The sequence below is a fragment of the Paenibacillus pinistramenti genome (assembly GCF_005869875.1).
Classification (GTDB): Bacteria; Bacillota; Bacilli; order Paenibacillales; family Paenibacillaceae; genus Fontibacillus; species Fontibacillus pinistramenti.
On record NZ_VAWG01000002.1, the window covers coordinates 257,459 to 283,911 of the forward strand.

24 protein-coding genes and 1 pseudogene are annotated in these 26,453 nt (G+C 52.1%); 4 read left to right on the forward strand and 21 right to left on the reverse strand.

Going from position 1 to position 26,453, the window contains the following annotated elements:
• Nucleotides 1–32: 32 nt before the first annotated feature.
• The 4 genes from FCN15_RS03945 to FCN15_RS03960 are packed head-to-tail and all read right to left on the reverse strand — an operon-like array spanning nucleotide 33 to nucleotide 4,555.
• On the reverse strand, nucleotides 33–1,901 hold the full coding sequence (locus tag FCN15_RS03945) for an ABC transporter ATP-binding protein (RefSeq protein ID WP_238996493.1): 1,869 nt from the start codon (nucleotides 1,899–1,901) through the stop codon (nucleotides 33–35).
• Nucleotides 1,888–3,633 carry an ABC transporter ATP-binding protein gene (locus FCN15_RS03950; protein WP_138493652.1) on the reverse strand — a complete coding sequence of 582 codons (1,746 nt, stop codon included), beginning with the start codon at nucleotides 3,631–3,633 and terminating at the stop codon, nucleotides 1,888–1,890. The genes FCN15_RS03945 and FCN15_RS03950 overlap by 14 nt, the downstream gene beginning before the upstream one ends.
• Before the next feature lie 21 nt (nucleotides 3,634–3,654).
• Nucleotides 3,655–4,140, reverse strand: coding sequence for a nitroreductase family protein (locus FCN15_RS03955; RefSeq protein WP_138493653.1), 486 nt, complete (start codon nucleotides 4,138–4,140; stop codon nucleotides 3,655–3,657).
• Nucleotides 4,127–4,555: a hypothetical protein gene (locus FCN15_RS03960; protein WP_138493654.1), complete on the reverse strand. Its 429-nt coding sequence runs from the start codon at nucleotides 4,553–4,555 to the stop codon at nucleotides 4,127–4,129. The genes FCN15_RS03955 and FCN15_RS03960 overlap by 14 nt, the downstream gene beginning before the upstream one ends.
• 181 nt (nucleotides 4,556–4,736) lie before the next feature.
• On the opposite strand from FCN15_RS03960, the gene FCN15_RS03965 reads away from it, so the two are divergent.
• The gene (locus FCN15_RS03965) at nucleotides 4,737–5,393 is read left to right on the forward strand and encodes a YitT family protein (protein ID WP_238996494.1); all 657 of its coding nucleotides are present in this window, start codon (nucleotides 4,737–4,739) and stop codon (nucleotides 5,391–5,393) included.
• A gap of 68 nt (nucleotides 5,394–5,461) precedes the next feature.
• Here FCN15_RS03965 and FCN15_RS03970 read toward each other — a convergent pair whose 3' ends face one another.
• From FCN15_RS03970 to alr, 7 genes are all read right to left on the reverse strand, one after another.
• Nucleotides 5,462–6,682, reverse strand: a complete 1,221-nt coding sequence (locus tag FCN15_RS03970) for an MFS transporter (protein WP_420819546.1) — start codon at nucleotides 6,680–6,682, stop codon at nucleotides 5,462–5,464.
• 223 nt (nucleotides 6,683–6,905) lie between these two features.
• Entirely contained in the window at nucleotides 6,906–8,015 is a 1,110-nt protein-coding gene (locus FCN15_RS03975) for a Ger(x)C family spore germination protein (RefSeq protein WP_138493657.1), read from the reverse strand.
• Nucleotides 8,012–9,106, reverse strand: a complete 1,095-nt coding sequence (locus FCN15_RS03980) for a GerAB/ArcD/ProY family transporter (RefSeq protein WP_138493659.1) — start codon at nucleotides 9,104–9,106, stop codon at nucleotides 8,012–8,014. The genes FCN15_RS03975 and FCN15_RS03980 overlap by 4 nt, the downstream gene beginning before the upstream one ends.
• On the reverse strand, nucleotides 9,099–10,481 hold the full coding sequence (locus tag FCN15_RS03985; RefSeq protein WP_138493660.1) for a spore germination protein: 1,383 nt from the start codon (nucleotides 10,479–10,481) through the stop codon (nucleotides 9,099–9,101). The genes FCN15_RS03980 and FCN15_RS03985 overlap by 8 nt, the downstream gene beginning before the upstream one ends.
• Nucleotides 10,482–10,636: 155 nt before the next feature.
• Nucleotides 10,637–10,819 (reverse strand): small acid-soluble spore protein H, encoded by a 183-nt coding sequence (locus FCN15_RS03990; protein WP_138493661.1) that lies wholly within the window; start codon nucleotides 10,817–10,819, stop codon nucleotides 10,637–10,639.
• A 70-nt stretch (nucleotides 10,820–10,889) separates the two neighbouring features.
• On the reverse strand, nucleotides 10,890–11,525 hold the full coding sequence (locus FCN15_RS03995) for an FMN-dependent NADH-azoreductase (protein ID WP_138493663.1): 636 nt from the start codon (nucleotides 11,523–11,525) through the stop codon (nucleotides 10,890–10,892).
• 37 nt (nucleotides 11,526–11,562) lie between these two features.
• Nucleotides 11,563–12,750 (reverse strand): alanine racemase, encoded by a 1,188-nt coding sequence (gene alr / locus FCN15_RS04000; protein WP_138493664.1) that lies wholly within the window; start codon nucleotides 12,748–12,750, stop codon nucleotides 11,563–11,565.
• A 250-nt stretch (nucleotides 12,751–13,000) separates the two neighbouring features.
• Between alr and FCN15_RS04005 the strand changes: the two are divergent.
• Nucleotides 13,001–14,404 (forward strand): annotated as a pseudogene (locus FCN15_RS04005) (amino acid permease).
• Between the two features lie 79 nt (nucleotides 14,405–14,483).
• Here FCN15_RS04005 and FCN15_RS04010 read toward each other — a convergent pair.
• From FCN15_RS04010 to FCN15_RS04045, 8 genes are all read right to left on the reverse strand, one after another.
• Nucleotides 14,484–15,398, reverse strand: a complete 915-nt coding sequence (locus tag FCN15_RS04010) for a D-alanine--D-alanine ligase (RefSeq protein ID WP_138493666.1) — start codon at nucleotides 15,396–15,398, stop codon at nucleotides 14,484–14,486.
• A 73-nt stretch (nucleotides 15,399–15,471) separates the two neighbouring features.
• On the reverse strand, nucleotides 15,472–16,932 hold the full coding sequence (locus FCN15_RS04015) for an aminotransferase-like domain-containing protein (protein WP_138493667.1): 1,461 nt from the start codon (nucleotides 16,930–16,932) through the stop codon (nucleotides 15,472–15,474).
• Nucleotides 16,933–17,030: 98 nt separating this feature from the next.
• On the reverse strand, nucleotides 17,031–17,828 hold the full coding sequence (locus FCN15_RS04020; RefSeq protein WP_138493668.1) for a polysaccharide deacetylase family protein: 798 nt from the start codon (nucleotides 17,826–17,828) through the stop codon (nucleotides 17,031–17,033).
• A 158-nt stretch (nucleotides 17,829–17,986) separates the two neighbouring features.
• Nucleotides 17,987–18,721 (reverse strand): YheC/YheD family protein, encoded by a 735-nt coding sequence (locus FCN15_RS04025; protein ID WP_138493670.1) that lies wholly within the window; start codon nucleotides 18,719–18,721, stop codon nucleotides 17,987–17,989.
• A gap of 350 nt (nucleotides 18,722–19,071) precedes the next feature.
• Entirely contained in the window at nucleotides 19,072–19,962 is an 891-nt protein-coding gene (gene murB, locus FCN15_RS04030) for a UDP-N-acetylmuramate dehydrogenase (protein ID WP_203232076.1), read from the reverse strand.
• A 145-nt stretch (nucleotides 19,963–20,107) separates the two neighbouring features.
• Nucleotides 20,108–21,031, reverse strand: coding sequence for a cysteine synthase A (gene cysK, locus FCN15_RS04035; protein WP_138493673.1), 924 nt, complete (start codon nucleotides 21,029–21,031; stop codon nucleotides 20,108–20,110).
• Nucleotides 21,032–21,229: 198 nt separating this feature from the next.
• Complete coding sequence (locus FCN15_RS04040; RefSeq protein WP_203232089.1) at nucleotides 21,230–22,591, reverse strand: sodium-dependent transporter; 1,362 nt, start codon at nucleotides 22,589–22,591, stop codon at nucleotides 21,230–21,232.
• A gap of 147 nt (nucleotides 22,592–22,738) precedes the next feature.
• The gene (locus FCN15_RS04045; protein WP_420819539.1) at nucleotides 22,739–23,401 is read right to left on the reverse strand and encodes a LysE/ArgO family amino acid transporter; all 663 of its coding nucleotides are present in this window, start codon (nucleotides 23,399–23,401) and stop codon (nucleotides 22,739–22,741) included.
• A gap of 198 nt (nucleotides 23,402–23,599) precedes the next feature.
• Here FCN15_RS04045 and FCN15_RS04050 point away from each other — a divergent pair, with 198 nt between their 5' ends.
• A complete protein-coding gene (locus FCN15_RS04050) occupies nucleotides 23,600–24,118 on the forward strand; it encodes a Crp/Fnr family transcriptional regulator (protein ID WP_138493674.1) in 519 nt (172 codons plus the stop codon).
• 21 nt (nucleotides 24,119–24,139) lie between these two features.
• Here FCN15_RS04050 and FCN15_RS04055 read toward each other — a convergent pair whose 3' ends face one another.
• Nucleotides 24,140–25,390: a DUF438 domain-containing protein gene (locus FCN15_RS04055; protein ID WP_138493676.1), complete on the reverse strand. Its 1,251-nt coding sequence runs from the start codon at nucleotides 25,388–25,390 to the stop codon at nucleotides 24,140–24,142.
• Between the two features lie 201 nt (nucleotides 25,391–25,591).
• On the opposite strand from FCN15_RS04055, the gene FCN15_RS04060 reads away from it, so the two are divergent.
• Nucleotides 25,592–25,906, forward strand: a complete 315-nt coding sequence (locus FCN15_RS04060) for a cupin domain-containing protein (protein ID WP_138493679.1) — start codon at nucleotides 25,592–25,594, stop codon at nucleotides 25,904–25,906.
• A gap of 72 nt (nucleotides 25,907–25,978) precedes the next feature.
• On the opposite strand, the gene FCN15_RS04065 is transcribed toward FCN15_RS04060, so the two are convergent.
• Nucleotides 25,979–26,434, reverse strand: coding sequence for a GNAT family N-acetyltransferase (locus FCN15_RS04065; protein WP_138493680.1), 456 nt, complete (start codon nucleotides 26,432–26,434; stop codon nucleotides 25,979–25,981).
• Nucleotides 26,435–26,453 lie beyond the last annotated feature (19 nt).

Here is a 26,453-nt window from a genome sequence, read left to right on the forward strand (position 1 = left end):
AGGAGCCACTCCCTCTGTCCTTTTCCTCTTGTTTAAGAAACCTCGGCCTCCATAGCCTGCTTAAACTGACTGTTATAAAGGTTAAAGTATACACCCTTATGCTCCAGGAGCTGGTCATGGTTCCCCTGCTCGGCAACGGCACCATGCTGAATCACCAGAATGCGGTCAGCATCCTGAATCGTGCTGAGCCTGTGGGCAATAACGAAGCTTGTACGTCCCTTCATCAGGGTCTTCATGGCTTGCTGGATGTGCATCTCGGTCCGCGTATCCACGCTGCTGGTGGCTTCATCCAGAATGAGAATCGCCGGATCGGCAAGAATCGCCCGTGCGATCGTCAGAAGCTGGCGCTGGCCGTGGCTGAGATTGCTTCCCTCCGGCTCCAGCATCGTATCGTACCCGTGCGAAAGTCTTGCAATAAATCCGTCAGCATTCGCAAGCCTTGCCGCTTCCTCGACTTCCCGGTCTGTCGCATTCAGACGGCCAAACCGGATATTCTCGCGGATGGTTCCGGAGAAGACATGCGCATCCTGCAGCACGATGCCAATCTGGCTTCGCAGGGCATTTTTATCGAGCTCACGAATGTCCTGCCCGTCAATCCGGATACTCCCTCCGCTGATTTCATAGAAACGGGTCAGCAGGTTGATGATCGTCGTCTTCCCCGCTCCCGTCGGCCCGACCAGCGCGATCTTCTCGCCTGCCCTGGCTTCAAAGGTCACCCCGTTCAGAATCAGAGTATCCGGCTTGTAACCGAAAGATACGTCTTCAAACGCCACATCTCCAGTCAGCTTATCAGGCCGTTTATCCCCCTGATTCTCGTATTCAGAGTTCAAATCCATCACCTCGAACACACGCTCCGCACCGGCAATCGCCGACTGAATCAGATTGTACTGGTTAGCCAGCTCTGCAATAGGGCGGCCAAACTGCTTCGAATAGTTCAGGAAGCTGACGATGACGCCGACTGTAGCAAGCCCGTGATAAGCCATCCACCCTCCGGCTCCGGCAATGAGCGCGAAGGAGAGATTGTTGATGGTGTTCATGACAGGGCCGACAAGCCCGGATACGATCTGGGCCTTGATCCCGGCTTTATTCAAATTGCCGCTGATGACACGGAACCGCTTCGCTTCCGCTTCTTCCCTGCGGTACTGCTTCACAACCTTTAACCCGGTGACCGTCTCTTCGATGAATCCGTTCAGTTCCCCCAGGTGCCGCTGCTGAGTTTTGAAGTAAATCCGGCCCAGGCCCGATATTTTGCGGCTGGAGAGGAGAAACAGAGGGATGGTCAGCAGCGTGACGACTGTCAGCGGAACGTTGAGCGCGAGCATAATTACAAGCGAACCGCTGAGCGTAATCAGGCTGTTGAGCAGCTGGGTGACGCTTTGGCTCAGCGTATTGGATACATTATCAATATCATTGGTTGCCCGGCTCATCAGCTCTCCGTTTGCGTGGGTGTCAAAGAACTGCACCGGCAGCACCTGATACTTGCCGAACAAATCCCGCCGCAGCTCAAAGACCGTCTTCTGTGATACGGCCGTCATGATATAAGCCTGAACCCAGGCGACTACACTTCCCAGCAGATAAATGCCGAGCAGCAGCAGGCAAAAATGGACCAAAGCCCCGTAATCACCCGGGATGACGGCAGAATCAATGGCTTTTCCCAGCAGGAAAGGACCAATCAGGGAGAAGATCGCATTGAGAACGGTAAACACGTATACGAGAATGAGCGCGGATCTCTGACGGTTCAGGTAGGACCAGATCCGTTTGATCGTGGCTCCGCGGTTTTTGGCCCGCACCTTGGCTGGGGCGCCGTGGCCTCCTCCCGGTCCCGGACCGCCGGGCCCTCCGCCAAAACCGCCCGGTCGTCCCGGCATCGGGAGCGGCATGCGGTTGTTAAGATTCGACATGGGCAGCTTGCTCCTCTCCTTTAAGCTGAGACTGGCGGATATCCCTGTAAATTTCGCTGCTGCGCAGCAGCTCCTCATGAGTGCCCTGGGCCGCAATTCTTCCATTCTCCAGAATGAGAATGCGGTCGGCTTCAATTACGGAAGAAACGCGCTGGGCGATCATGATCGTTGTACAGGCTCGCATCTGCTGTTTAAGCTGCTGCCGCACCCGGGAATCCGTGGCGGCATCGAGCGCGCTGGTGCTGTCGTCCAGAATCAGCACCGCGGGCTGAATCAGAAGAGCTCTGGCGATCGACAGCCGCTGCTTCTGCCCGCCGGATAAATTGATGCCCCGCTGTCCGAGCAGCGTATCATATCCGTCAGGAAGCGCAGATATAAAATCATGGGCTTCAGCGATCCTGGCAGCCTGCTCCACTTCCTCATCCGTCGCCGCCGGACGCCCAAACCGGATATTGTCGCGAATGGTGCCGGTGAACAGAATCGACTGCTGCATGACAAAGCCGATCCGACTTCGGAGATGGTCGAGATGAATATTCCGGATATCCGTACCGTCAATCCTAATGGAGCCGCTGGAGACATCATACAGCCTTGGAATCAGGCTGACGAGCGTTGATTTCCCGGCCCCTGTGGCGCCGAGGACGGCAACCGTTTCGCCTGGATGGACTGTGAAGCTGATGTCCTCCAGCACCAGGTTCTCATCCTCCTCGTCATAAGCAAAGGAGACCTGGCTGAATTCGATTCGTCCGGCTTGAACAGCCTCATGATCTGCACCCGGCGCCTGATCGATTTCACTGGTCACCGCCATCACCTCCTCCACCCGGTCTGCGGATACCTTCGCACGCGACACAAAGGTGAGCATGTTGCTGAGCATCAGCATCGACATGAGCAGCTGAGTGACATAGTTGATGAAAGCGATCAGATCGCCGACGGGAAGTCCGTGATTCCAGCTTTGCAGCCCGCCAAACCAGAGAACGGCAGCGATGCTGGCGTTCAGAATCAGCATCATCAGCGGCATGTTCAGCGCCATCAGACGGTTGGCTTTAATCGCGGTTTCAGTATAATCCTTATTGGCCGTCTGAAACCGCTTCTGCTCCTGCCTGGCGCGGACAAAAGCCTTGATGACCCGGATGCCGGACAAATTCTCCTGCAGCACGGTATTGACGCCATCCAGCTTGGCCTGCATTTTGGCAAACAGCGGAAAGGAGAGCTTTATCAGTACAAATAAAATCAGAAACAGCAGCGGCACGGAAACGGCTAAGATCAAAGTCAGCACAGGGCTGATCCGCAGAGCCATCACGAGGCTGCCGATGAGGAGAAGAGGGGAACGGACAAACGAGCGCAGGATCATCTGCACAAAGGTCTGCAGCTGCCCAACGTCATTCGTTAACCGGGTAATCAATGAACCTGTCTTCAGACGGTCCAGATTCCGGTTGGAGAAAGATTCAATATGTTCAAACAGGCGCACACGCAGATCGTTGCCGAAATTTTGCGAAGCAATGCTTGAAAATATCGTGCAGCCCGCTCCGCCGATCAAACCGATCAGCGCGATGCCCAGCATCATAAGGCCGGTTGAAACAATGTGCGGCAGATTATTCATCATAATTCCCTTATCCACAATACTGGCCATCAGCGTTGGCTGAAGCAGATCCATATAGACCTCTACGATCATCAGCAGCGGGGCAAGCAGACACCACAGCCAATAAGGCTTAAGAAAGCTCTTCAGTTTCCACATTCTATTACGTCACCAGCCCAATTAACTCAGATAGCTGATCTTGGATGAGATCGGCGTTCTCGGTTTCATTGCGGGAATCTCCTGCGGATATCCGATTCCGAACAGGCCAATTACATCGTAACCCTCTGATACGCCAAGGATTTCGCGATTCTGCGGAAGCGCTCCCATTGAAGCCCAGTAGACGCCAACTCCGGCTTCATACGCGGCCAGCAGGAAATTCTGCACATAACAGGAGACAGCCATCACATTCTCGTCGCGTTCAAACGGCGTAGCGCCCGGTTTGGATAACACGGCCAGCACGACAGGCGCGCTGCCGAAATCTGTCTTGTGATTTAATCTGGCTCTCGTCTCCGGCCCCACCATCTTAATCTCCCAAGGCTCATTCAGGCGGTGGTTCGGCGCATAACTAGCGGCTTCCAGCCAGGACATCAGATCCTGTTCTTGAATAGGATCCGGTTTAAATGCTTTTACACTTCTGCGTGATTTGATAGTTTCAATGATTGACATGGTCATCGTCCTCTCCCTGTTTGTTATTCTCGCTTGCAGTTTCGCCTGCAGTTTCGGCGGCAGATTCACTTGCAGCTTCGCCGGCTGCCCCGTTAACCGCTTCATTAACTGCTTCATTAACCGCTTCATGGAGTTCAAAGGTATGAATAAACTCCTGGATAATCGCATCCGTCGCTTTAAGCTCCCCGCTGATCACCTGCTTGACGGCATCAAACTCCGGCTGGTTCAGCTGCTGCTGCAGCGTGGAACGCTTCACGTTCAGCCTTTCAAGAAAAGCAATCGCCCGTCCGCGGCGGAACGTCTGGACCTTGTGAAAGTCCTTCTTGCCATGATGATCCCGGCAGTGCCCGCGTCCTTCCTTATCAGGCCCATGGTGTTCATGTCTTCCTTGGTGTTCATGTCTTCCTTCCCGCATGTGTATCTCTCCTCTCGCGTATACAAAAGTATACGAATATTTTCTTGTATACAAATGTATACCCGCGATGATTGCCCTGTCAATCTTTTCTTTGTCTGTCTATTTGACATGTCCTGCCCGGGACAAACATAAACTTGTACAAATTGCTGTACGATTCCTGCACGAACGAAGGATGGGGCACGTGAACCGACAAAGCATTCGTTATCCGAACTATTGGCTTCGGCGCTTATCAAGAAGAATCATTCCGATCACCGGCGGAGCTTTACTGCAGGGCTATGCCATGGCCGTATTTCTGTTCCCCCACTCCATCCCTTCCGGCGGCGGAGCCGGGATCGCGGTCCTGCTTAACTACTGGATTCAGCTGCCGATGAGTTTCGGCTTTTGGGCCGTGAACATCAGCTTTCTCCTGTTCGCGGTTAAATACCTGGGCTTGTTCAGCACTGCCGGGACGGTCTATGTCATTACGGCGACCTCCGTGTCAGTGAAATACTTTGAGCTTTATTTAGGCTCTCCATTCAGCAACATTTGGCTGGACCTTCTCATCGGCTCGATGTTCCTTGGAACCGGGGTTTCGCTTCTGCTCCGGTCCGGCGTGTCCAACGGCGGACTCGGATTTCTGGCACTGGCAATAGCCAAATCACGCAAAATGAATCCCGGCACTGTCCTTTTATGGCTGAACATCCTTATCTTCTCCGTTGCCGCTTATGTCATCGACTGGAAAATCATCATCCTGGCCCTGATCTGCCAGTGGATCTCAACCCGGATTATCACCTGGGTCTACAAGCTTCCCGTCCGCCGCAGGAGTTTGGCTTACACTTTGGGATGGCGGAAGAAATGACCGGCACATGATTTTTCCCCATAAAAAAAAGACGAGCCGTGACAAGCACGATTCGTCTTCCGGAAGCCTTAACGGCCTCCAACCGGTTTTAAGTAATGAATTTGACGCTTCTTGTTCTTCTTGGAAGGCTTCGGCTGCTCCCGCCCTTCCTCCTGGTTGCTGCTGACCCGGATGAGGAACAGCGCAAGCACCCCGACCACAAATGTAAAGCCGGCAATACACAGGAACATGCCAACTCTCGACCAGTCCATCAGCCAGCCGAACAGAGGAGGGCCGACCGCGACTCCAAAGAAGCGCACGGAACCATATAAAGAAGTAACAAATCCCCTTCTCTCCTTGCCCACCGCGCTCGTAATAAAGCTGTTCAGGCAGGGCAGCGTCAAGCCGGTGCCAACACTGCCGACAGCAAGTACGGCAATAAAGAAAGTAAGGTTGGTAATAAAGGACAACGCAGCATCCGATACCGTTATCAGAACAAAGCCTGTAACAATGAGCCGCTTCATCAGCTTCTGCTTCTGGCCGATTTTGCTGCCCGTTATATAAGAGGTTGTACACATGACGAGGAGCGGGATCGCCAAGACCAAGCCTTTGACTACGCCGTCAATATTGTATACCTTCTCCAGGGTGTCAGACAGAAAGAAGAGAATCCCGAAGAGGGTCACGAGGCAGGTCGCCCCCGCCAAATAGGCGGTAAATAACCATCGGCCTTCATGCTTGAATACACTGAACAAGCCCTTTACATATTGATTTAAAGCGGGCGGCTCCTTGTCCCGCTTCTTCTCCTTAATCCAGATCCAGGACAACACAATGGAGATCAGCACCACGCCGGGAAAAGCATAAAAGACACCGTACCAGATCAAAAGGGCAATCGCAGCGCCCAGAATCGGCGACAGCACTTTGCCAAAGCCGTTGGAGGCCTCAACCAGGCCGAGGACTTTACTCTCTTCAGCGCCTTTAAACAGGTCTCCGGTTAAAGCCATAGCAATCGGCGCCGTTCCGGCAGCGCCCATTCCCTGAAGCGTCCGGCCAACCAGGATCCAGGCATATGCGTGAGGGAACATGGAGGCCGCCAGCCCTGCAAGCAGCCCTCCGATTCCATACAGAATCAGCGATGGAATTATGACCGCTTTCCGGGAGTAACGGTCAGAGAGATAACCCAGCACCGGGATGAAGAAAGCGGCGACTAATGAGAACACGGTAATGGTTAAGCTGACCTGCATGGACGAAATGTGCAGCTCTGATTTCATGGTTGGCAGAATGGGAATCAGCATGGAGTTACCCAGCGTCATAATGAGCGGAATGGAGCCTATGGCAACGATTGTTTTAGCAGAGGGTTGACCTTCAGACACTTCACATCCTCCTTCAAAAGCCATTGATTGTAGAATTATCGTCCCCCGCCATGGTCCAGACTATCCCGAAGCAGCCAAATTTGATCCTTCTATTGATTCCCAATGCTTCCTGATTCCCATTTCTTCCCGATCCCCATTCAATCCCAATTCCCGTCCTTCTTGATTACCGGATCATCCCGGTATATTTGATGTTAATACGAACTTGGGCTTTAAAATCGAGCTGGGGATAGATATCCTCCCAGGCTTCTTTCTCCGCTGTCAAGCTGTTCCAGTGCCTTGACCGGTAGTGCAGCCCCCAGCCCAGCGGGTCGGTTCCGGTCTTATGGATTTTGTTAAGCACCTTCTCGATTTGTTCGCCGAGCTGCTGCTCCGCGGCAGCAGATAGCTCTTTAAGACCCGCCGAATCGATTGGCGAGCCGCTGGAATTTTCCTCAATACCGGCCTGAATTTTGATTTTGTATTCCAAATTAGGGGAAGAGGCGTCTGCAAGTTTCATTTTATAAGAGGAGCTGCTGCGCAGGAAGGTATAGGCATATTTTACCCCTTCAAGCTTGAAATTCAGGCTGGTTTTAAGATTGCGCCCCTCGAGAATGTTGTAAATTCTCACTTCATCAGGCTCCAGCGTCATAACTGCTTGCTTCTTGTTAAACAGGATGCCCTTGCTGATGTTCAGCTCGCTCTCCCCTTTGACTTCTATTAAGGGCATAATCGGATCTTCGCCGATTTCTTCGGCTTTGCGCTCCAGATTGTAAGTGAACTGTGGCGATATAATGAACGGAGATTCCGTTCCATCCATACTTAGCGCCTGAAGCAGCGAATTTCCGGGCAGTCTTTCGGTAACCGGCTGAACGTTCAGCACTTCTTTCGCTGACGGGCTTCCCACAGCTGTATAGTTAAGAAGCTGCATATCTCTTCTGCGGAGAACCCAATCCGTCGCCTGCCTGATGTCCTTATGGGCATAGGACTCGCCAAAGATAACGGCTTTACAGTGGCCGAAATCCAGCTCTTTATCCGTCCGGGATTTCATCAATCTGACAGCCTCGGCAATGGTATTCGCTTTTTCGGTCATGATCAGCACCTTCTCACTCGCCTGCTTCGGATCGCCCATCGGCACGGCCGCCTTGATGGTTACGCTCAGCTTATCAGGGTCGCTCTCGGAAAGATCCACGCCCATCGCAACGACAAAGAGCTTAAGATCCAGATCCTTGAATTTACATCCCTGCACAGGAAGGAGCAGGAGCAGTGTACAAATAATAACTCCCCATCGTTTCATGCTTGTCTCTGCTTCCTCCTTCTGTAAGCAAGGTAGACGCTGAGGATCAGAATGCCTTCGCCGCCGAACCGGACATCAAGAAACAGCTGGCCGAATTGATCCAGTTTAAACTGATTCGCCGTTTGGGCGGCGAACGTAAATCCGCTGAAGAGGATGATCACCCACCAGTCAAACGAGCGTTTAGGCTTCTTCCTCTTCTTGGAGGCGAACATCCCCTTAATCATATTCAGAGAGATATGCCAGTGCAGAATTGTACTTGCAAGAGATAACATCAAGTAGTTGAAATAGAATAAGAAGAGAACCCGCTCAATGACGAAATTTTTGGTTCTTAATACATCGGCGGTAGAGAACCAAGGATAAACGTGTCTGTCCACATTGATCGTGCCAAGATACCCGATCGGGATCAGGAACGAGGTCAAGAGAACCAGGAACCCAGATATTCCGAGTAGCCATAGCAGCTTGAAGTTTACATTCTTCAGAACCCGGTTAAAGATAGCCAGATTGGCATAGCCAGAGAAGACAAAAGTGGCTGTCGCAACACCTCCAAATGAAGGCCAGTGAGCGGAATGGGTAACAATTTCAAGAACAGCGTTCCAGTTAAACTGCGGATTCAGCAGCGATTTGAACAGAATATAACCGATGATCGGAAAGTTGAGGAACAGCAGAACCTCCAGGCCATACAAGATCGACTCCGTATTTATCCGCATGCTGATACAGACAACCATTAGAAATAAAACTAGGACCGTTAATGGCTCTACATCCATGCTTATATAACGTAGAGTAATTTCTACAAAGGCAAGCAAAGTAATTAAACCTGCGATAAACCATAAAACGGCAAACATCAGCAGAAGTGGCAGCGACAACGGTTTAGGGAGATATTGATTGTAGATTTCGGGAACTCCGGTGGAAGGAAACTTCCCCATTACTTTTCCAAATAAATAGGTAAAGAGGAGTCCCAGCGGCACAGCGACCATGATGGACGCCATCGAGCCGTCAAACCGCCCGTTGATAAGTCCTTTGGGCACGAAATTCACAATATTCAGCAGCGCATTGATCAAAAAGAGATAATAAAAGTAGCGGTCTTTAGCCATTGTTCTTCTCTCCCATCGATGTCCGTCCAAGCTTCAGCCGATCCAGAACAAAGATGCGGAAATAGGGCTTGCCAAAGCTGCGCAGGCTTGTCAGATACATGACTAATACAAGACAGCCGCAGATAATCCCGAGCAGCCCATACAAGGTTGCAACAACAATTAAGGCGTATTTAATGACACGCACCGTGAAGCCCATCATATTTAACGGGATGACAAAGTTCGATATGGCCACTACCGAAACCAGGATAATCATGATGTTGCTCACCAGACCGGCCTCGGTTGCAGCTGTACCCAAGATCAGCCCGCCTACCGTGGTGGCAGTCGAACCAATGGCTTTGGGAAGCCGAAGGCTGGCCTCTGTCAGAAACTCCATCATCAGCAGCATCAGAATGACCTCAACAAAAGAAGGATAAGGGACCGTAGCCCGGCTGCCTGCTACCAGAAGCGCGATCTGAATTTTCCATACCTCGGAATTGTAAGAGGAAAAAGCGACATAAATCGCAGGAAGAACGGTAGTCAGCACCAAACCCAAATAGCGGATGCCCTTAAGGAACCAGCCAACCAGAGTAACCTGAAGTTTATCGTCCATAGCCGTGAAGAAGTCGTTAAAGATGACCGGGACAATGACCGCATAGCCTGTGGTATCGACCAGAATGATCACTTTACCTTCTGAAAGATTAAAGACTGCCCGGTCCGGACGCTCCGTCAAAATCGTTGTAGGAAACAGACGGAACTTGGTGCTCGCCAAATATCGGTCGAGTTCCGCCGCCCCCTGCAGGATATCAATATTGATGTTGTCCAGCCTGGCCATTAATTCCTTCAGAACATTGTGATCGACCCGGTCTTCGTCATAAATTACGGCTAATTTGGTTTTGGACTGGGCGCCGATCGTTCTGGCTTCGGATTTGAGACTGGCGGATTGATACCGTCTTCTGATGAGATTCAGACTTACATCCAGGCTTTCGTTAAACGAATCTGAAGGCCCCTGTACAATGGTTTCGGACTCCGCCGGAGCCACTCCGCTTGCTTCGACACGGGCGGCATCAAAGAGATATAAATTTCCGCTGTCAAAAGCCAAAGCGGCACAGCCCTGCAGAAGCTTCGCGACAATCTGCGGGGGGGCTTCAAGCTGCTGGCAGCCGGGAAAGGAAGCAATATACAATTCGTATTCCTTATCATCCCCCATTTCATATAAAGGGGCGATCAGGGAGCGGTTCACGATTTTGGAATCACAGAGACTTGTCAAATAGATAAATTGAACCTTTTGCCCGTGAAAACCAAGCGTTTGGTGCTCCAAATCGCTCATTTTAGCGAGCTGCTCCTTAACGCATGAAATCGTGTTTCCCTTACTTGCTTGCTGCTTGCTGTCCGCCATTGTTCTCCCCCTTGCCGGCTGTCCTAGATAGTTCTATTGTGGTTCTGCTTGACTGAAATTATGTACAGTTTCACTAAACACTGGATGGAGGAGCTCTGCTATCCGGCAAAAATAAAAAAACACGCAGCAGACGAATCTGTGCGTGTTCCAGTCGTTTAGCCCTGCTCCGTTAAGGCATACAATGGTACTTCCCTTTCTTCCTCCGGGCTGCCCAGCGGGTAAATACGGGCGGTTTCCTTCCGCTCGTCCACATGCTGGATATAGACCGGCGCACCTTCACAGGTTACATCAACCATAACTGGAGAAGAGACAATTTCCTGCGCTCTTTGTGCATTCACGGGACAGGCCTCCCTGCTTGTTAAGATATAAGATTGGATTTGAATTGGACTTGGATTGGATAAGGACTAATTAATACGTTTGGGCCATGTCACGGGCACGCTGGATCGCTTTTTCCTTAATGGACTCCGCCTGATCCGGCGCCGCTGCCATCCCTTCTACAAACAAGGCTTCCAGAGATGGAATCCCGATAAAGTTCATGATGACCTTAAGGTGGCGGTGCGCCATTTCCAGGTCACCCATCGGCCCTTCGGTATAGACGCTCCCGCTCGCCTGAATATGAAGCGCCTTCTTGCCGCCGAGCAGCCCGACCGGTCCATTTTCGGTATACCGGAACGTTTTGCCCGCAACGCAGATGGAATCAATATAAGCCTTCATAATCGGAGGATAGGAAAAGTTCCACATCGGCGTTACAAATACATATTTGTCAGCCGCTGTAAATTGATCCGCCAGCTCGTTCAGCCGGCCCACCTTCGCCTTCTCCTCAGCGCTCAGCTGGCCGAATTCACTCCCTGATCTGAGCTTGCCCCAGCCGCTGAACACATCGGCATCAATGTAGGGGATGTTCTGCTTGTAGAGATCCAGCTCAACAATTTCGTCATTCGGATTAGCTGCGCGGTAGGCGTCAAGAAATTCCTTGCCGACAGCCATGCTGTATGAAGTGCTGTGATCGTTGGGATGAGCTGTAATGAATAGCAATTGGGCCATGGATGCAGTGCTCCTTTAGTTTAAATTTGAGGATTGCTTAATGCGCCGAATCGACAAGTATTATGTCCTCAGGCGTACAGATCATGCAGCCTGGCTCATTGGCATTTTTGTATATCCGCGGCACCCTGCTGCCAATCAGGCAAGGGATTTCATAGTTTATCGTTTCAAGCTTATCCGCGATTTCATTTACCGAGATCCGCCCTGCTCCTTGACCGCCGATTAAAGTGACTTCGGTTCCAGGCTCCGTATAGCCGGGAAGCCGGACCATGCACTGATCCATGCAGATTTTGCCGACAAGCGGCGCCCGTCTGCCGTTAATTAGCACTTCCTGACCCTGAAGCCGCCGGATCCAGCCGTCCGCATAGCCAATTGGAAGGGTCCCGATCCATTCTTCCTCCGCTGTTTCATAGGCAGCGCCGTAGCCGACCTTCTCCCCTTTAGGAAGCTTCTTGACATGGATCAGCCGGGAATGCAGAGAGAAGGCTTCTCTTAATGGCAGCGGCACCTCCTGCTCTACCGTGCTTGAAGGGGCGAGGCCGTACATGGCAATGCCGATCCGGACCGCATTGAAATGCGCAGCGGGGTAGCGCAGGGCGGCCGCACTATTGCTGCAGTGGATATATTTCGGCTTCCCGCTTAACAGGCTCAGCCTCTCCTGAAACAGAGCCAGCTGGGCTTCGAAATACGCGGGATCCGGTTCATCTGCGGTAGAGAAATGGGTATACACCCCTTCAAATTCAAACCGGCTGTCAGCTCTGAGCAGCTGCTCCAGCACAATAAGCTCCGCGCCGTCCCGGACGCCGATACGCCCCATGCCGGTATCCACCTTCAAGTGAACAGCCAAGCGGTCTTCCGGCTGCAAACAGGCCGCAGCCTCCTCAAGCCATTCCTGCTCATACACCGTTAACGATATATGATGGACGGCCGCAAGCCGCGCATCACGGGCACGCGTCGCTCCCAGGACGAGAATCGGCGCCTGAATGCCCTTGTCTCTCAGCGTGAGGGCTTCATCGAGAAAGGCGACGGCCAGAAGAGACGCTCCTGCCTTGAGAGCTGCTTCGGCCACCCTGTAATCCCCGTGCCCGTAGGCATTCGCTTTAACCACAGCTATTACGGCTGTCTCGGCCGGCAGCTGCTGCTTGATCCTGGCTAAATTCCAGGAAATACTATCCAGGTCAATTTCCACCCAAGTATCTCTATAAAAAGGACGATTTTCATATTCCATTAATAAACACTTCCTGTTCATGACTTTCTATGTGAAGAGCTTCTTCCTTTATCATCATGACATATAGATGGAAGGCGGATAAAGAACCACGGACGGCTCTTTTCTCCGTACTAGCGGTTCCTTGTTCATGCAGCATGTCATACTTGCAAAAAATGCTATAGCGCTTTACCAAAAGAAAGTGTATCATAGATAACTGTCCGTTCACTTTGACGCTTTATCAATCTAATTAACAGAAGGGGTTTCATCCATCATGACTAAACATCCATTAGGCTTCTGGATCCTGACCGCCCTGGTTGTAGGCAACATGGTCGGTTCAGGGATATTTATGCTGCCCAGATCGCTCGCGGAAGCGGCAAATCCGGCGGGAGTGCTGGCGGCATGGGGAGCCACCGGATTTGGCGTTCTTTTGCTGGCGCTTGTCTTTGGCAGCCTGGCTGTCCGCAAGCCGGAGCTCAGCGGCGGCCCGCAGATTTATGCCAAGGCGCTGTTCCGCGAAGGCTCGCAGAGCTCGGTTCTCGCCGGCTTTATGTCCACCTGGGGTTACTGGATCGGGAATATTGCCGGCTTCGTGGCTGTAATTACGACATTCACAAGCTATTAATCCACCTTCTTCCCGGTGTTGACCAGTGATAAAGCATGGCTTTCGCTTGGAGATTTTACTTTGAAAGCAGGCAATGTCCTCACGTTTCTGGTCAGTTCGCTGCTGCTGTGGGGCACACATGCCATCTGCCTGAAAGGCATCAAGGGAGCCGGGCGCTTGAACTTTATCGCAACGGCGACCAAAGTCGTCGGCTTCGCGCTCTTCATTGTAATCGCCCTGTTTGCCTTTCAGCAGAGCAGCATAGGCCCGTTTCTCGCTCCCCGCACCAATGACAGCGGAGAAACGATCGGTCTGCTCTCCCAGATCAACGCGGCTGCCGTCGCAACACTCTGGGCCTTTATCGGCGTGGAATCCGCCATGGTGTTTGCTTCGCGCGCCCGCCGCAAGCAGGATATCCGCCGGGCCACGATTGCAGGTCTCTTGATCGCATTAGTGCTGTACATCGGGATCAGTGTTCTGACCATGGGACTGCTGCCGCAGGCCCAATTGATGACTTCCCAGAATCCGCTCGTAGACGGAATTTCGACCGTGCTTGGTCCGGTTGGAGGCAAGCTGCTTGCCGGTTTAGGATTAATCAGTCTGCTCGGCTCGACAGTCGGGTGGGTGCTGCTCAGCGCGGAGGTACCTTTTCAGGCAGCCAAAGTCGGGGTATTCCTGCCTTCCTTCGCTAAAGAGAACAGCAAGGGAATGCCGAATGTGTCTCTTTGGATCTCCAACGTGCTTGGCCAGATCTTCCTGCTGTCTACCCTCTCCAGCTCGATTTCGGCAGCCTTTGACTTTATTATCTACATTGCAACGCTCGCTTATCTGGTGCCTTACCTGATTGCTGCGGTTTATCATTTGAAGCTGACCATGACCGGTGAAACCTTCCTGCACCGCCGCGAACGGGTCACCGAGGGAATTATAGCCGGATTGGCGGCCATCTACTCTTTATGGGTCATAATTGCTGGTACAGCCGATCTCAAAACCTTCCTGCTCGGGCTTGCGCTCATTGCGGCCGGAATTGTCCTCTATCCGCTGATGCTGGCCGGATCGTTAAGAAGACAGAAATAAAATTTAAGAAGACAGAAATGACTCTCTCTATCTGAAAAATAAACCCGCCGCACACCCGCGGCGGGTTATTCTTTGTCCTTTAACCGGAAGCTCTCTCCAGCAGGGACAGCTCAATAATGCGGTCCAGCAGCCTGCTGAAGCTGATGCCCGCCGCCGCTGCGCTCTTCGGGAGCAGACTGGCGGGGGTCATTCCGGGCAGCGTATTGGCTTCCAGCACATATGGAATTCCATCCTTCAGCATCATATCAATCCGGGCATAAACGCTGCATTCCAGAACGCGGTAAACGTCCAGCGCGGTCCTGCGGACCCTCGCTTCCAGATCAGCCGGCAGATGAATGACCTGTTCCTCCGCTCCTCCATCCTCGTATTTGGCTTTGTAATCAAACCAACCCGCCGAGGTCTTTGAACGGATTCCGAGGATCGGAAGCAGCTCACCGCCTAGGATGGAGCAGGTGATCTCCTGCCCTTCGATATATTCTTCGATCAGCACCGATGAATCCCAGCGAAGCGCTTCCTGGAACGCCTGACGGAGCGAGGCTTCATTCTCAGCCGGCAAAGTGCCGACGCTTGAGCCGCCGGCATTCGGCTTCACGAACACCGGATAGCCGAGCTTCCGGACATCAGCTGGAGATACCTCCTTCAGCCCGTGCGCAAGCAGCCACTTCGGCGTCGGAATGCCGTGCGCGTGAAGCCGGGTTTTGGCAGCGTGCTTATCCATGCACAAGCTGCTGGAGGCCGCTCCGGAGCCGGAATAAGGAATTCCGAGGCTCTCCAGCTCGGCCTGAATCGTTCCGTCTTCCCCGTAGCTGCCATGCAGCGCCAGCAGGGCAAAATCGATTCCTTTCAGCTGAGCGGCAAGCTGCTCCCGAGGATGGAGTTCAATCCGGCAGGGTTCATATTTTTCGGTATCCAAGCCCTTCAGCATTTCTTCTCCAGACAGCAGGGATATCTCCCTCTCCGAAGAAGGTCCTCCCATAATCACGCCTACTTTCATCCTGGTTCCCTCTCCCTCTTCTTTATTGCTCTTCCCTATTGCTCTTCCCTATTGCTCTTCCCTATTGGAATCGTTATCCTTCAAGCAATTGTTTTGCCGCAAGCTCACCTATAATACGCAGCCCCTTCGCAATCTCCCCGATATCCAATCTTGAGAAGCCGATCCGCATCGTATTCCTGCCGCCGCCATCCGTAAAGAACATCTCTCCCGGAGTAAAAATCACCCCTTCGCTCAAACAGGCATCCAGCAGCCGGTGAGTATCAAACCCCTTCTCAAATTCAAGGAACAAATGCAGTCCCCCGTCCCCTGACAAGCGGGCAAAAGGAATAAACTGCTCGCAGCATTGGCGCGTCCACTCGTATTTCTTCTTATATTCCTGTCTTGCTTTCTTTAAATACTTATCCAGATGCCCATTGTGAAGGTATTGGTACAAGACTGCCTGATCCAGCGTCGACGTATGAATGCTGCGGGCCCGCTTGATGCTCTCCAGATAGTCAATAAGCTGTTTGTCGGCAAGCACCCAGCCTACCCGCAGCCCTGGAAACAGCACCTTGGAGAAGCTGCCGAGATAAATGACGCTGTTCCCTCCGCCGGCAAGAGACATCAGCGGCAGTGCATGGGAGCTCGAGTAGCGCAGCTCCTCGTTGAATCCGTCCTCGATGACCGGAATTTCGTAATCAGACAGAAGCTTCATCAGGGCCATTCGTTTGCCCGGGGAAGTGACTATTCCTGTCGGGTTGTGGTACGAAGGGATTAAATAAGCGCAGTCATAAGACCGTTCGCTCAGCGCCTGCTTCAATTTGCCGAGATGGAGGCCGTCCTGCTCCATGTCGATTCCGGTAATTTGAAAGCCGTTCAGCTTCAAATTCTTAAGTGCTGTCTGGTGGGTCGGATTCTCGCACAGAACCGCCCCGTGCTTCTTCCCAAGCGCAGCCAGCACAATGTCAAAGCCTTCCGTAAATCCGCTGGTGATCAGCATATCCTTACCGGTCAGATCGACGCCTTTTTGCTCCATATAGCGCATTAGAAATTCAATTAAGGGTTTGTATCCCTTGGCATAGCCATAGTTAAGCAGGACGTGCCCTTCAAGAGACATCCGGTCCAGAAAAGCTCGTTTGACGTTATCCAGATCAAACAGGGACTCATCCGGCGCGATGCTGGTGAAGGAGATCACTCCTTTTGCCGCCCGGATTCCATTCTTCATCCGGTCAAGCTCCACAGCCTGCCTGGCATAGTCATTAACCCTGGACGCCCAATCGGTCTGCCAGGAGGCTGCGGGCTCGGCGGACAGCTGCATATCCGCGACATAGCTGCCTTTGCCCTGTACGGCATAAATCAGGCCCTCATCCTCCAGATCGGCATAAGCGGTAATTACCGTGTTCCGGCTCACCCCGAGCAGCTTGCTCATCTCCCGGGTTGCCGGCAGCTTCTGGTGCGCCTGGAGCGCCCCTCTGACGATCAGCCGTTTGACATAGTCTTTCACCTGGATGTGAGCCGGACGATCCTGATCCAGCAGCTTGAAATCGTTATACATCTGATCGACCTCCTCATTCATCATGACATATCCCCGCCGAATATGAAAAGAACCACGCCCCGCTGGTTAAAACGGGGTCGTGGCTCAATTGCTGCGGATTACAGCCGGATGATCTCTCCCGCCTTTATCTCCACAGCTTCACCATCCTTGCTCACCCAGATCGCCTGCGCGGAAGGATTATGAAGCAGCCGTCTGTCAGCCGACAGGCGGAGACGGTCCACAGCTTGGCAATACGAGAAGATTTCCGCATTTGTCGCATACCAGATATCTTCACGGCCGCCGGCCAGCTCTCCAAACCGGTCCAGCAGCTCCCAGTTCTGATCCTCCTCAAACTCATAACTATGGCCCCATACATAGAAAACAGCCATGCCGGGGTGACTCTGCTCCAGGCGGATATACGGATCCGCATACTCCAGCATCTCTTTATGATGACAGGTCGGATGCCAGCGGAGCCAATCCTCAGGCTTGTGGTACGAGCCATGGCTGTTTACGGTGCGGGCATATTCCATTCCCGCCGCCTGAACCAGCACGGCCACTTCGTCATTATAAGCCCCGTAGGGATAGCTCATCCCTTTAACCGGGTAATGAACAAGCTGCTCCAAAGCCAGACGGTCTTTTCGAATCTGTTCCACAATTTGTTCAGGCGGCAGGTCAGGCAGTGCCGGATGATCCACCGTATGGGCGGATACCTCATGCCCCTGATAGAGCGGCTCCACTTCCTCTCTGCCGATATATCCCGCCTTGCCGAGATTGCCGCTGTTCAGATGAAAGGTGCCCCGGATTCCGTATGTATTTAGTTTCTGTACCAGCTGACGGTCATAATCCCGGCCATCATCGAAGCTGACCGTCAAAGCTTTGTTCAGTCCGTTCGGAAACCTGTCGAAATGTAAGCGCATTCCAATATTCCTCCTCTAATTGACTTCACAGGATTCAGTTCTCTCTCCAGTTTAACGCGAAAAAAAGGAATGTGCACTGCTGCGCGGCACATTCCTATCCAAATGCTCAATTTATTGGTTTGATAGAGCAGATCAGATGCACGTAAACTCCTCTGATTCTATCTGCTTCTATCCGCTTTTATATATCTCATTATTTTCTTGAATACCTTTGGATCGGAGTGCTTCCGGAAAATATATGGGTCAGGACTGGTGTTCACTTCCAGAATCCACGGATGAAGCGTCTTATCCATCGCAATATCCAGGCCGATCTTCGTAACGCCCGGGAACGCCCGCTGCATCGCTGCTCCAGCCCGGACACCCATACTAGAGAGCTGGCGCAGCCGGGATTGAACCTGGTTCGTATGCGTGCTAAGCAGCTGATCTGCGTTCACGATTGTTCCGCCGCTGTGATAATTCGTAACTATTTTGCCCTTAGCCGCCGCTCTTCCGATAATTCCGGTTGTTTCCCATACATTGTTAGGCGATAACTGGACCATCACCCTCAAATCAAATTTCCGGCCGTTATGCTTGAGAAGGTGGATTCCTTTTTGAACCAAATAACGCTTGCCCTTTGTATGCTGCAGAATAGACTGATACATCGAATCATAGGCTCTAAAATTACGGGCTTTCGTGCCCAGCTGATAACGGTAGCCTGAGCTTGTCGTTTCAACACGCATCACTCCATTGCCATAGGAGCCGTGCTCGGGTTTGATATAGACCATTTGGTAGCGTGCCAAATACTCCTTTAAGGATTGTCTGCTCATTCGGCTGGTAGAGGGAACATTAACAGCTAAAGAGGAATTTCTCATAATAGCAGCGGTCTTCTTCCATTTGCTTCCTACGTAACGTGGCATTCTAAGTCCTCCCAAACTATTATTAAATAAGCCGGGGCATGGCGAATAGCCGATATGAATTAGGGTATTTCCGCTTAGCTCCGGTTAAAGCTCAACCCGGCTGCATGATTCTTCTGCCGCTAGACCATCATACGAGTGACGATCATCATCAGGAACGGACACTTTGACCGGATACTAAGCGGAAAATAGGACCACAGAACTCCCGCGTAAGTGCGGCGAGAGGCAATATAAAAATCCCCCCGGCAATTGAACGGTGACCCGCAAGATCTCAAATCTGGGTCACCATTCAAACTGGCGGAGGGATTTTTGGAATAAAACGGCTATTTATTTGGGATCGAAGGGATTCCCGGTCATTCCCCAAGCGTAATGACTTCGGTTTCGAGCTCGACGTTAAATTTCTCCCGGACTCTCTGCTGAATCAGCTTGATCAGATCCAGATAGTCCTGTGCGGTTGCGTTGTCGACGTTCACAATGAAGCCGGCATGCTTTCTCGACACCTCTGCGCCGCCGATCCGGGTACCCTGCAGCTCGCAGTCCTGAATCAGCTTTCCGGCAAAATGCCCTTCCGGACGTTTAAAGACACTTCCGCAGGAAGGATATTCAAGAGGCTGTTTGGACTCTCTCGCATGGGTGAGCTCTTTCATCTTAGCTTCAATGCTGCCATAATCTCCAGCTTCAAGCACAAAGACGGCGTCCAAAACGACATATTCATCTCCGCGGAAGATGCTCTTCCGGTAACCCAGCTGCATTTCATCCTTGGATAAGGTCAGAAGCTCGCCTTCTTTGCTCAGGACACGCGCGCTTGCCAGCACATCCGAGATTTGCCCGCCGTAGGCGCCGGCATTCATATACAAGGCCCCTCCTACACTCCCCGGAATGCCGCAGGCGAATTCCAGCCCGGTGAGCGAATGCTGCAATGCGCTTCTCGAGACATCAATAATATCGGCGCCGCTCTGGGCCGTGATTTCGAGTCCGTTAACCTTAATCTGATCAAAATGGCTCAGCGAAAGGGTTATGCCTCTTATGCCGTTATCTTTAATAATGGTGTTCGAGCCCTTTCCCAGAATCGTCAAAGGAATCCGGTTCGAGCGTGCAAACGCAGCCGCAGCCGCAATCTCCTCAACAGTCGTAGGCTGAACCAGCACATCCGCCTGGCCGCCGAGCTTGATAAAGGTGTGATTTCTCAAAGGTTCATTGTATTTAAGCTTCTCTTTAGGAATCAGTTGTTCTAATTCATACATGAATGGCGCACTCCTATTAGCAATCGTTTTAATCATTATACAGCATTCCGCTAATACATTTAATGAACAATGGGCTTGATTGGTGAAAAATAATCCAAACAAAGAAGACAGCCGCATAAGCTGTCCTCCAACGCGGGCCGTCCCGCTAGTCAAATATGCCGGAACTCAGGTACCTCTCTCCGTTATCTGGAGCGATACACAATACTTTGCGGCCCCGCCCTAACCGCTTCGCTTCCTGAAGCGCCGTCCAGACGGACGCGCCTGAAGACGGGCCCAGCAGCAGTCCTTCCAAGGCCGCAAGCTGCTTAATGGTCCGGATGGCGTCCTCGTCTGCCACCTGAACAATTTCGTCAAATACGTTCCGGTTCAAGACAGGCGGAATAAAGCCCGGACTCGTCCCGACGAGCATATGGGAACCGGGCTTCCCTCCGGATAATACCGGAGAGCCCTTCGGCTCTACAACCACAACCCGAAGGTCAGGCAGCGCTTTGCGCAGCTCCTCTCCAGTTCCGGTGATGGTCCCTCCCGTACCCGAGGTAGCCACAAACACATCCAGCCTGCCCTCCATTTGCTCCAGAATTTCAAGGGCGGTCGTTCCGCGGTGTGCGTCCGGGTTCGCCGGGTTCTCGAACTGCTGGGGAATGAAGCTGCCGGGAATGGCGGCATGCAGCTCCATTGCCTTCGCGATGGCCCCGGGCATCCGCTCCTCCGCCGGCGTCAGAATCACTTCAGCCCCATAGGCTCTCATGATGTTGATCCGTTCCCGGCTCATATTGGAAGGCATCGTAATGATCAGCCTGTACCCGCGGGCCGCCGCATTCATCGCGAGTCCAATTCCGGTATTGCCGCTGGTCGGTTCGATAATCGTTGCGCCAGGCTGAAGCTTTCCGTCCTTCTCCGCCTGCTCGATCAAATTCCGGGCCGCCCTGTCTTTGACGCTGCCGCTTGGATTGAAATATTCCAGTTTGACGTATACATCCGCGTCCTGTTCTCCGGTTAATCTTCTCAGCTTCACAGCCGGTGTATCTCCAATCAAATCGGTAATCCGGTTTACGATCTTTCTAGTCATTTACAACACTTCCTTATACATTTCCATTTGAAAAAAATAGCCGTCCGGTTCTATAACAAGGCCGCTTCCTTTCTTATCTTCGCAAATTCTGCTGATGAAAGCAAAAGCCTGCCGGGTTCCGGCAGGCCAAGTGTAATGCTGTGAATATTGGTAATACTTCGAATTTGCATCATTACGCTATTGTCAGCTGATCCGCCATCACTCGCCGGAGAACTTGATAATACCCGAAGTGTGCAGAAGAACCAGGATAACGAGCACCGGCGCAATGTAGCGGAGGGTAAACACCCAAAGCCGGAACCAGAGGGAAGTAAGGCCCGCGGCTTCGCCGGCTTTTTTCCAGAAGTAGCCTGTAAAGAGTGTCGTCAGCAAACCGCCCAGCGGCAGCAGAATGTTGGAAGCAATGAAGTCCATCCAGTCGAAGAAGGATTTCCCGCCAATATCGCCAAGCGACGGAGCGAGACCGAACGACAAGGCGGAAGGTACGCCCAATGCGAAACAGATAACTGACAGCACGATAACCGAGGTGCGGCGGCTCCATTTCCAGCGGTCCATCAGATAGGCTACCGGTACCTCAAGCAAGGATACTGCCGAGGTCAGTGCTGCAATCGCCAGAAGGACGAAGAACAAGCCTCCAAACAATCCGCCGAACGGCATGGCCGAGAACGCGGCAGGCAGAGCGATAAAGACAAGGGAAGCCCCTTGCGTCTGGTCAATGCCGAAAGAAAAGGTAGTCGGGAAAATAATCAGTCCGGCAATCAGCGCATAAATCAGGTCACCAGCCCCGATGGCCAGCGTTGCTGCTCCGAGCGACTGCTTCTTGTCCACATAAGCGCCGTAAGTAATCAGGATCCCCATGCCCAGCGACAAGGAGAAGAAGGCATGTCCCAGTGCGACCAGAGCTGATTCCGTACTCAGCTTGGAGAAGTCGGGGTTCAGGAAGAAGGATACCCCTTCTCCTGCGCCCGGCAGCGTCAGCGCCCGGATCATCAGAACCAGAAGAAGAATGATAAGACCCGGAATCACGATTTTGTTAAATCGCTCAATCCCTTTGGAAACCCCTACCACAACTATTAATGCAGTCAGTACGATAGAGACAAGCTGCCAAACCAGCGGCATGTAGCTGCCGGTAAAATCTCCGAACTTGCCTGAGAAATCGTCTGTGTCAAACAACTTGCCGCTGAACGACAAGAAGGCATAATACAGCGTCCAGCCTGTTATCATGACATAGAAGGACAGAATAACAAACGGTGAAATGACCTGCAGCATCCCGAACCGTTCCCAGATGCGTCCGCCCCCGGCTTTGGCGAAGGAGGTCGAAGCACTGCCTCTTCCTGTACGGCCGATAGCCAGCTCAGCCAGCAGTACCGGCAGGCCGATCAATATCAAGCAAATAATAAATAGAATAAAGAACGCTGCTCCCCCATACTTCCCGGTAATATAAGGGAACTTCCACATATTGCCGAGACCAACGGCACTGCCGATCGCGGCCAGGATAAAGCCTGCCGACGAGAAGCGGTCTCCTTTAGTTGGTGCTGTCTGCCTCTGGTTACTCAAATGAATAAACACCCTTCCTCATCAATAGATGTCTTGAATACAAGTTTCTTAATTATATTTCAAGTCATGTAAGATGTCAGCAATCTAAATAGGGATTTCTCGACTTTTTCTGAAAAATGCGGCTATTTACCGGTTTCACGGCCCTATTTCCCGTTATTCCGATAATAGCAGGGTGCTTCCCATATACAGCGCTGCGGCCCAGATAATGACCGCTGAGATTTTGCTGACGATCTCCATCAACCGTCCGCTGCGGTCAAGCTGGCCAGCTCGTCTTCCCGCGTAAGCGAGCCCCGCGAACCAGAGCCAGGAGACCAAAATGCACGCGGCGGCGTAAGCGATCTTGTCCATGCCGGCATAACGCAGCGAGCCTGTACCTATGACGCCAATGGTATCCAGAATGGCATGCGGATTCAGCAGTGAAACCGATGCCGCGAACAGAATCTGCCTCCGGGGAGAGAACGGCTCGTCCGCTCTGGAATTACGGTCAGCCTCCTTCTCCCCGCGCTTGCTGTCTGCGGACGAACCGCTGTTTTTCCAGGTCTGCCAGCCCATGAACAGCAGGAATACGGTTCCGGCGGCCAGCAGAAGAGTTTTGAACCAGACGGAGCCGAGCAGGACTATAGAAACGCCTGCGACAGCAGCGGTGATCAGCAGCATATCGCAAATGGCAGCCGTCAGGACTGCGGGCAGCGCGTATATGAAACGTTTATGTACAGCTCCCTGATTAAAGATAAATACATTCTGCACCCCCAAAGGCAGAATAAGCCCGAAGGCCAGTACAAATCCATGCATAAGCGCAGCCAGCAAAATAAACATCCTCCAGTATGATTAGAATTCCGCCTCCTATTATAACCCACAGCTGCCCAAGTGCTCAGCTGCTCATCGGCTCTATTGCTGCCTGTTCCGGCCAATTGGTTTGCTCCAAACCCGGCCAGACGCTACAATGATTAGAGGAATTCAGGCTTCTGCGGCGTGTATACCAATCAAATGAACCAACCCACTGGAGGCGAAATCATGATCCTGCAAAAAGGAGAAACCCTGTTCCGGCAAGGAGAATCAGGGTTCCTGTATCATCTTAAGAGCGGTATGTTAAAAATTGTGCGTGTCCATGAGGACGGCTCCGAAATTCTGGTTAACGTCATCGTCCCCGGCGAAACGATCCCGCATCACTCTCTCATCTCTCCCAATCCTTTTTACGGATCGGCCATCGCCCTTGTCACCTGCGAAGTTGAGCGGATTCCGGGACCGGAATGGTACCGGGAGCTCGAGCAGAACCCGGAGCTCTACCGGACGATAGCCCTGCAGCTGCAGGACAAGCTTCGCATGATGCAGCAGCGGATTGACCAGCTGACCGAAGTCTCTCCAGCCGAACGGCTGAAACAGCTTCAGAACTGGTTTCACACTTATACCCAGGCTGCTTCCCTGACCGACATTCTGACGCAGAGCGAGATCGGCCAGTGGATCGGGCTGCGCAGAGAGACCGTTAACCGTCTGCTCCGGAATCAAATTCATGGCGGATCCGGAAGAGGATGAGAATCAAGCAGAGGATGAGGATCAGGACATGATCCGTTTTTCACCCTGCAGCTGCTGAATCGGCGCAATATTTTGTGTGAATTCCAGCGTTCCCATGTACCGGCCTTCTTCATCTCTTACGGCAAAATAGCGGATAAATACAAATTTGTCCTTAAACGGAATCCAGAAGTCTTCCACATCCTTGACACCTGCTTTGAAATCGCTCAGCAGCTTCTCAACGACATGCACGCTTTGCGGCGGATGGCAGTTCTGCACGGTACGTCCAATTACAGCTTTGGTACGGGCAAAGATCCGTTCTTTGCCATGCGAGAAATAACGGACGATGTCCTGGTCGTCGATAAAGGTCAAATCAACCGGCAGATGGTTGAGCATCGTCTCCAGCTGCTTGACGGTCAGTACGCCTGTACCCATACGGATCAAACCGTCCGAGTGGGAGGAAGCTTCTTCTACATCCGGAACCTGAGGCTCTTCTGCCCGTTCCGGAATCCACTCCTGCTCCGGCGAGGTGAGGCAGAATCCGATTTCTGCACTTTCACGGGCAATCTTGACCCACTCGTCTTCTGTCAATTTCTCCAGGGCCATAGGCAGCAGAATATGCTCTTCCTTAAAAATCATATCGGTGATTTCCTTCATCACCTTATCCAGAAGAGCCAGCAGCGCCTCCAGATTCCCGTCATACGCGGTCAGCTTGGCCTGCAGCTCTTTTATCCCTAGACGGATGCCGTCATCCACTCCCCACATTACTTTTGTAGGGCCGTAGACCCCGTATTTCTCAAGGAAAGGGAACAGCAGGTTCTCCTTACGGCTGTAGTGTTTGTCAATGTCGTACAGAAGATTCAGGTCCGCCAGCAGCTTGAGCCGGTTTGGCTCGCTGTCGTCTTTGCGCAGACGTTCGGCGTGAAGCCCGATTTTAAATTGGACGAGCCGGTCAATTTCCTGATTTTCCATTTTAAAAGTGTGTACGGGATGGCCCGGCTGCTCTTCCGGCTTGGAAGACCGGTGAATATCCTGGATTGAGCCTTTGAATACGGCCGCATGTACGCTGCATAGACGCTGTACCTCCTGCACCGGAATTCCTTCTTCTTCCATAAGGGCCTGCTCCAGAACTGAAATTTCGGCAACGGAAATGTCTCCGGCCGCATCTTGAAACCGTGCCTGCACCTCTTCCACGCTTGCGCCGTTGTGCAGTTCTTTAATGATTGTTTTAAGGGTCTCTATACGTTCTTCATCAACCATGCCGGATTGTTCGCGGTTATTAATCAGTTCGCTCATGTTCTCCACTCCCTGTTCATGTTTAGGTTCGTTATCCTCTGCCCATAAGGTATCATTCATACACCTCAGACTTTGTGATTTGAATCACAAGTTGTGTGAGAAAAATCATTTACGATAAATAAGCACGGTGGATAAGAACCTGTACACACAAAGCAAACTAATAAAGTCTGCTAAATATTTTAAGGGAAGGATTGGTATCACATGGATAAAAAGACTTTCGTTTCAGCAGCTGACATACCTAACGGCAAATTTGCAAAGCATATTCTCTTTCAAAACGGAGAGCAAACGGTGTTTGTTCTGCAGTTTGCAGCCGGACAGAAACTCCCGGACCACAAACATCCTGGAGCTATTTTATACGCAACTCTGCTGGAGGGCGCCGGCAAGGTAACCGTAGATGGACAAGATGTGGAAATGAAGCGCGGCGATGTGATTCAGGTTACGGAGGAAGAGGAATTCTCCTTTACGAGCGCTGAAGGCGTCGAATCGAACCTGTATGTCACGCTGATCAAGCTTTAAATAGTATAAGAGCTGTCCTCGTTCAGGAGGACAGCTCTTTTCTTTTTCAAATACAAAATATACAGGTTCAGTTTACAATTCCATTGTCATGTAGGCGCTGTAAGGATCCTCGGTATAATCGGCAAATGGGCCGCAGTATTGAAACCCAAGCTTCTCATAAAGTCTGCGGGCCGGTTCAAAGTAAGGGACTGACCCCGTCTCCAGGCTGATGCGCTGGTATCCGCGCTCTTTAGCGGCTGAGAGGATATGCGTCAGCAGGATATTGGCGACCCCTTTACGCTTATGTCTGGAGGAGGTCCGCATCGATTTGATCTCCGCGTGCCCGGCATCCAGCTGTTTCAAAGCGCCGCAGCCCATCAGATCCCCATCCTCCCATACAGTCCAGAAGGTAATGTCGGGCTGTCTCAGCTTATCCAGATCCAAGGCATGTACGCTCTCCGGAGGCGAAGTCGCATACATATCCGCAAGATGCTCTTCGAGCAGAGCCTTAATCTCGGGTCCTCTTAAATCGTCAATCTTGATCTCCATAGGTAACTCCCTCCCGTTT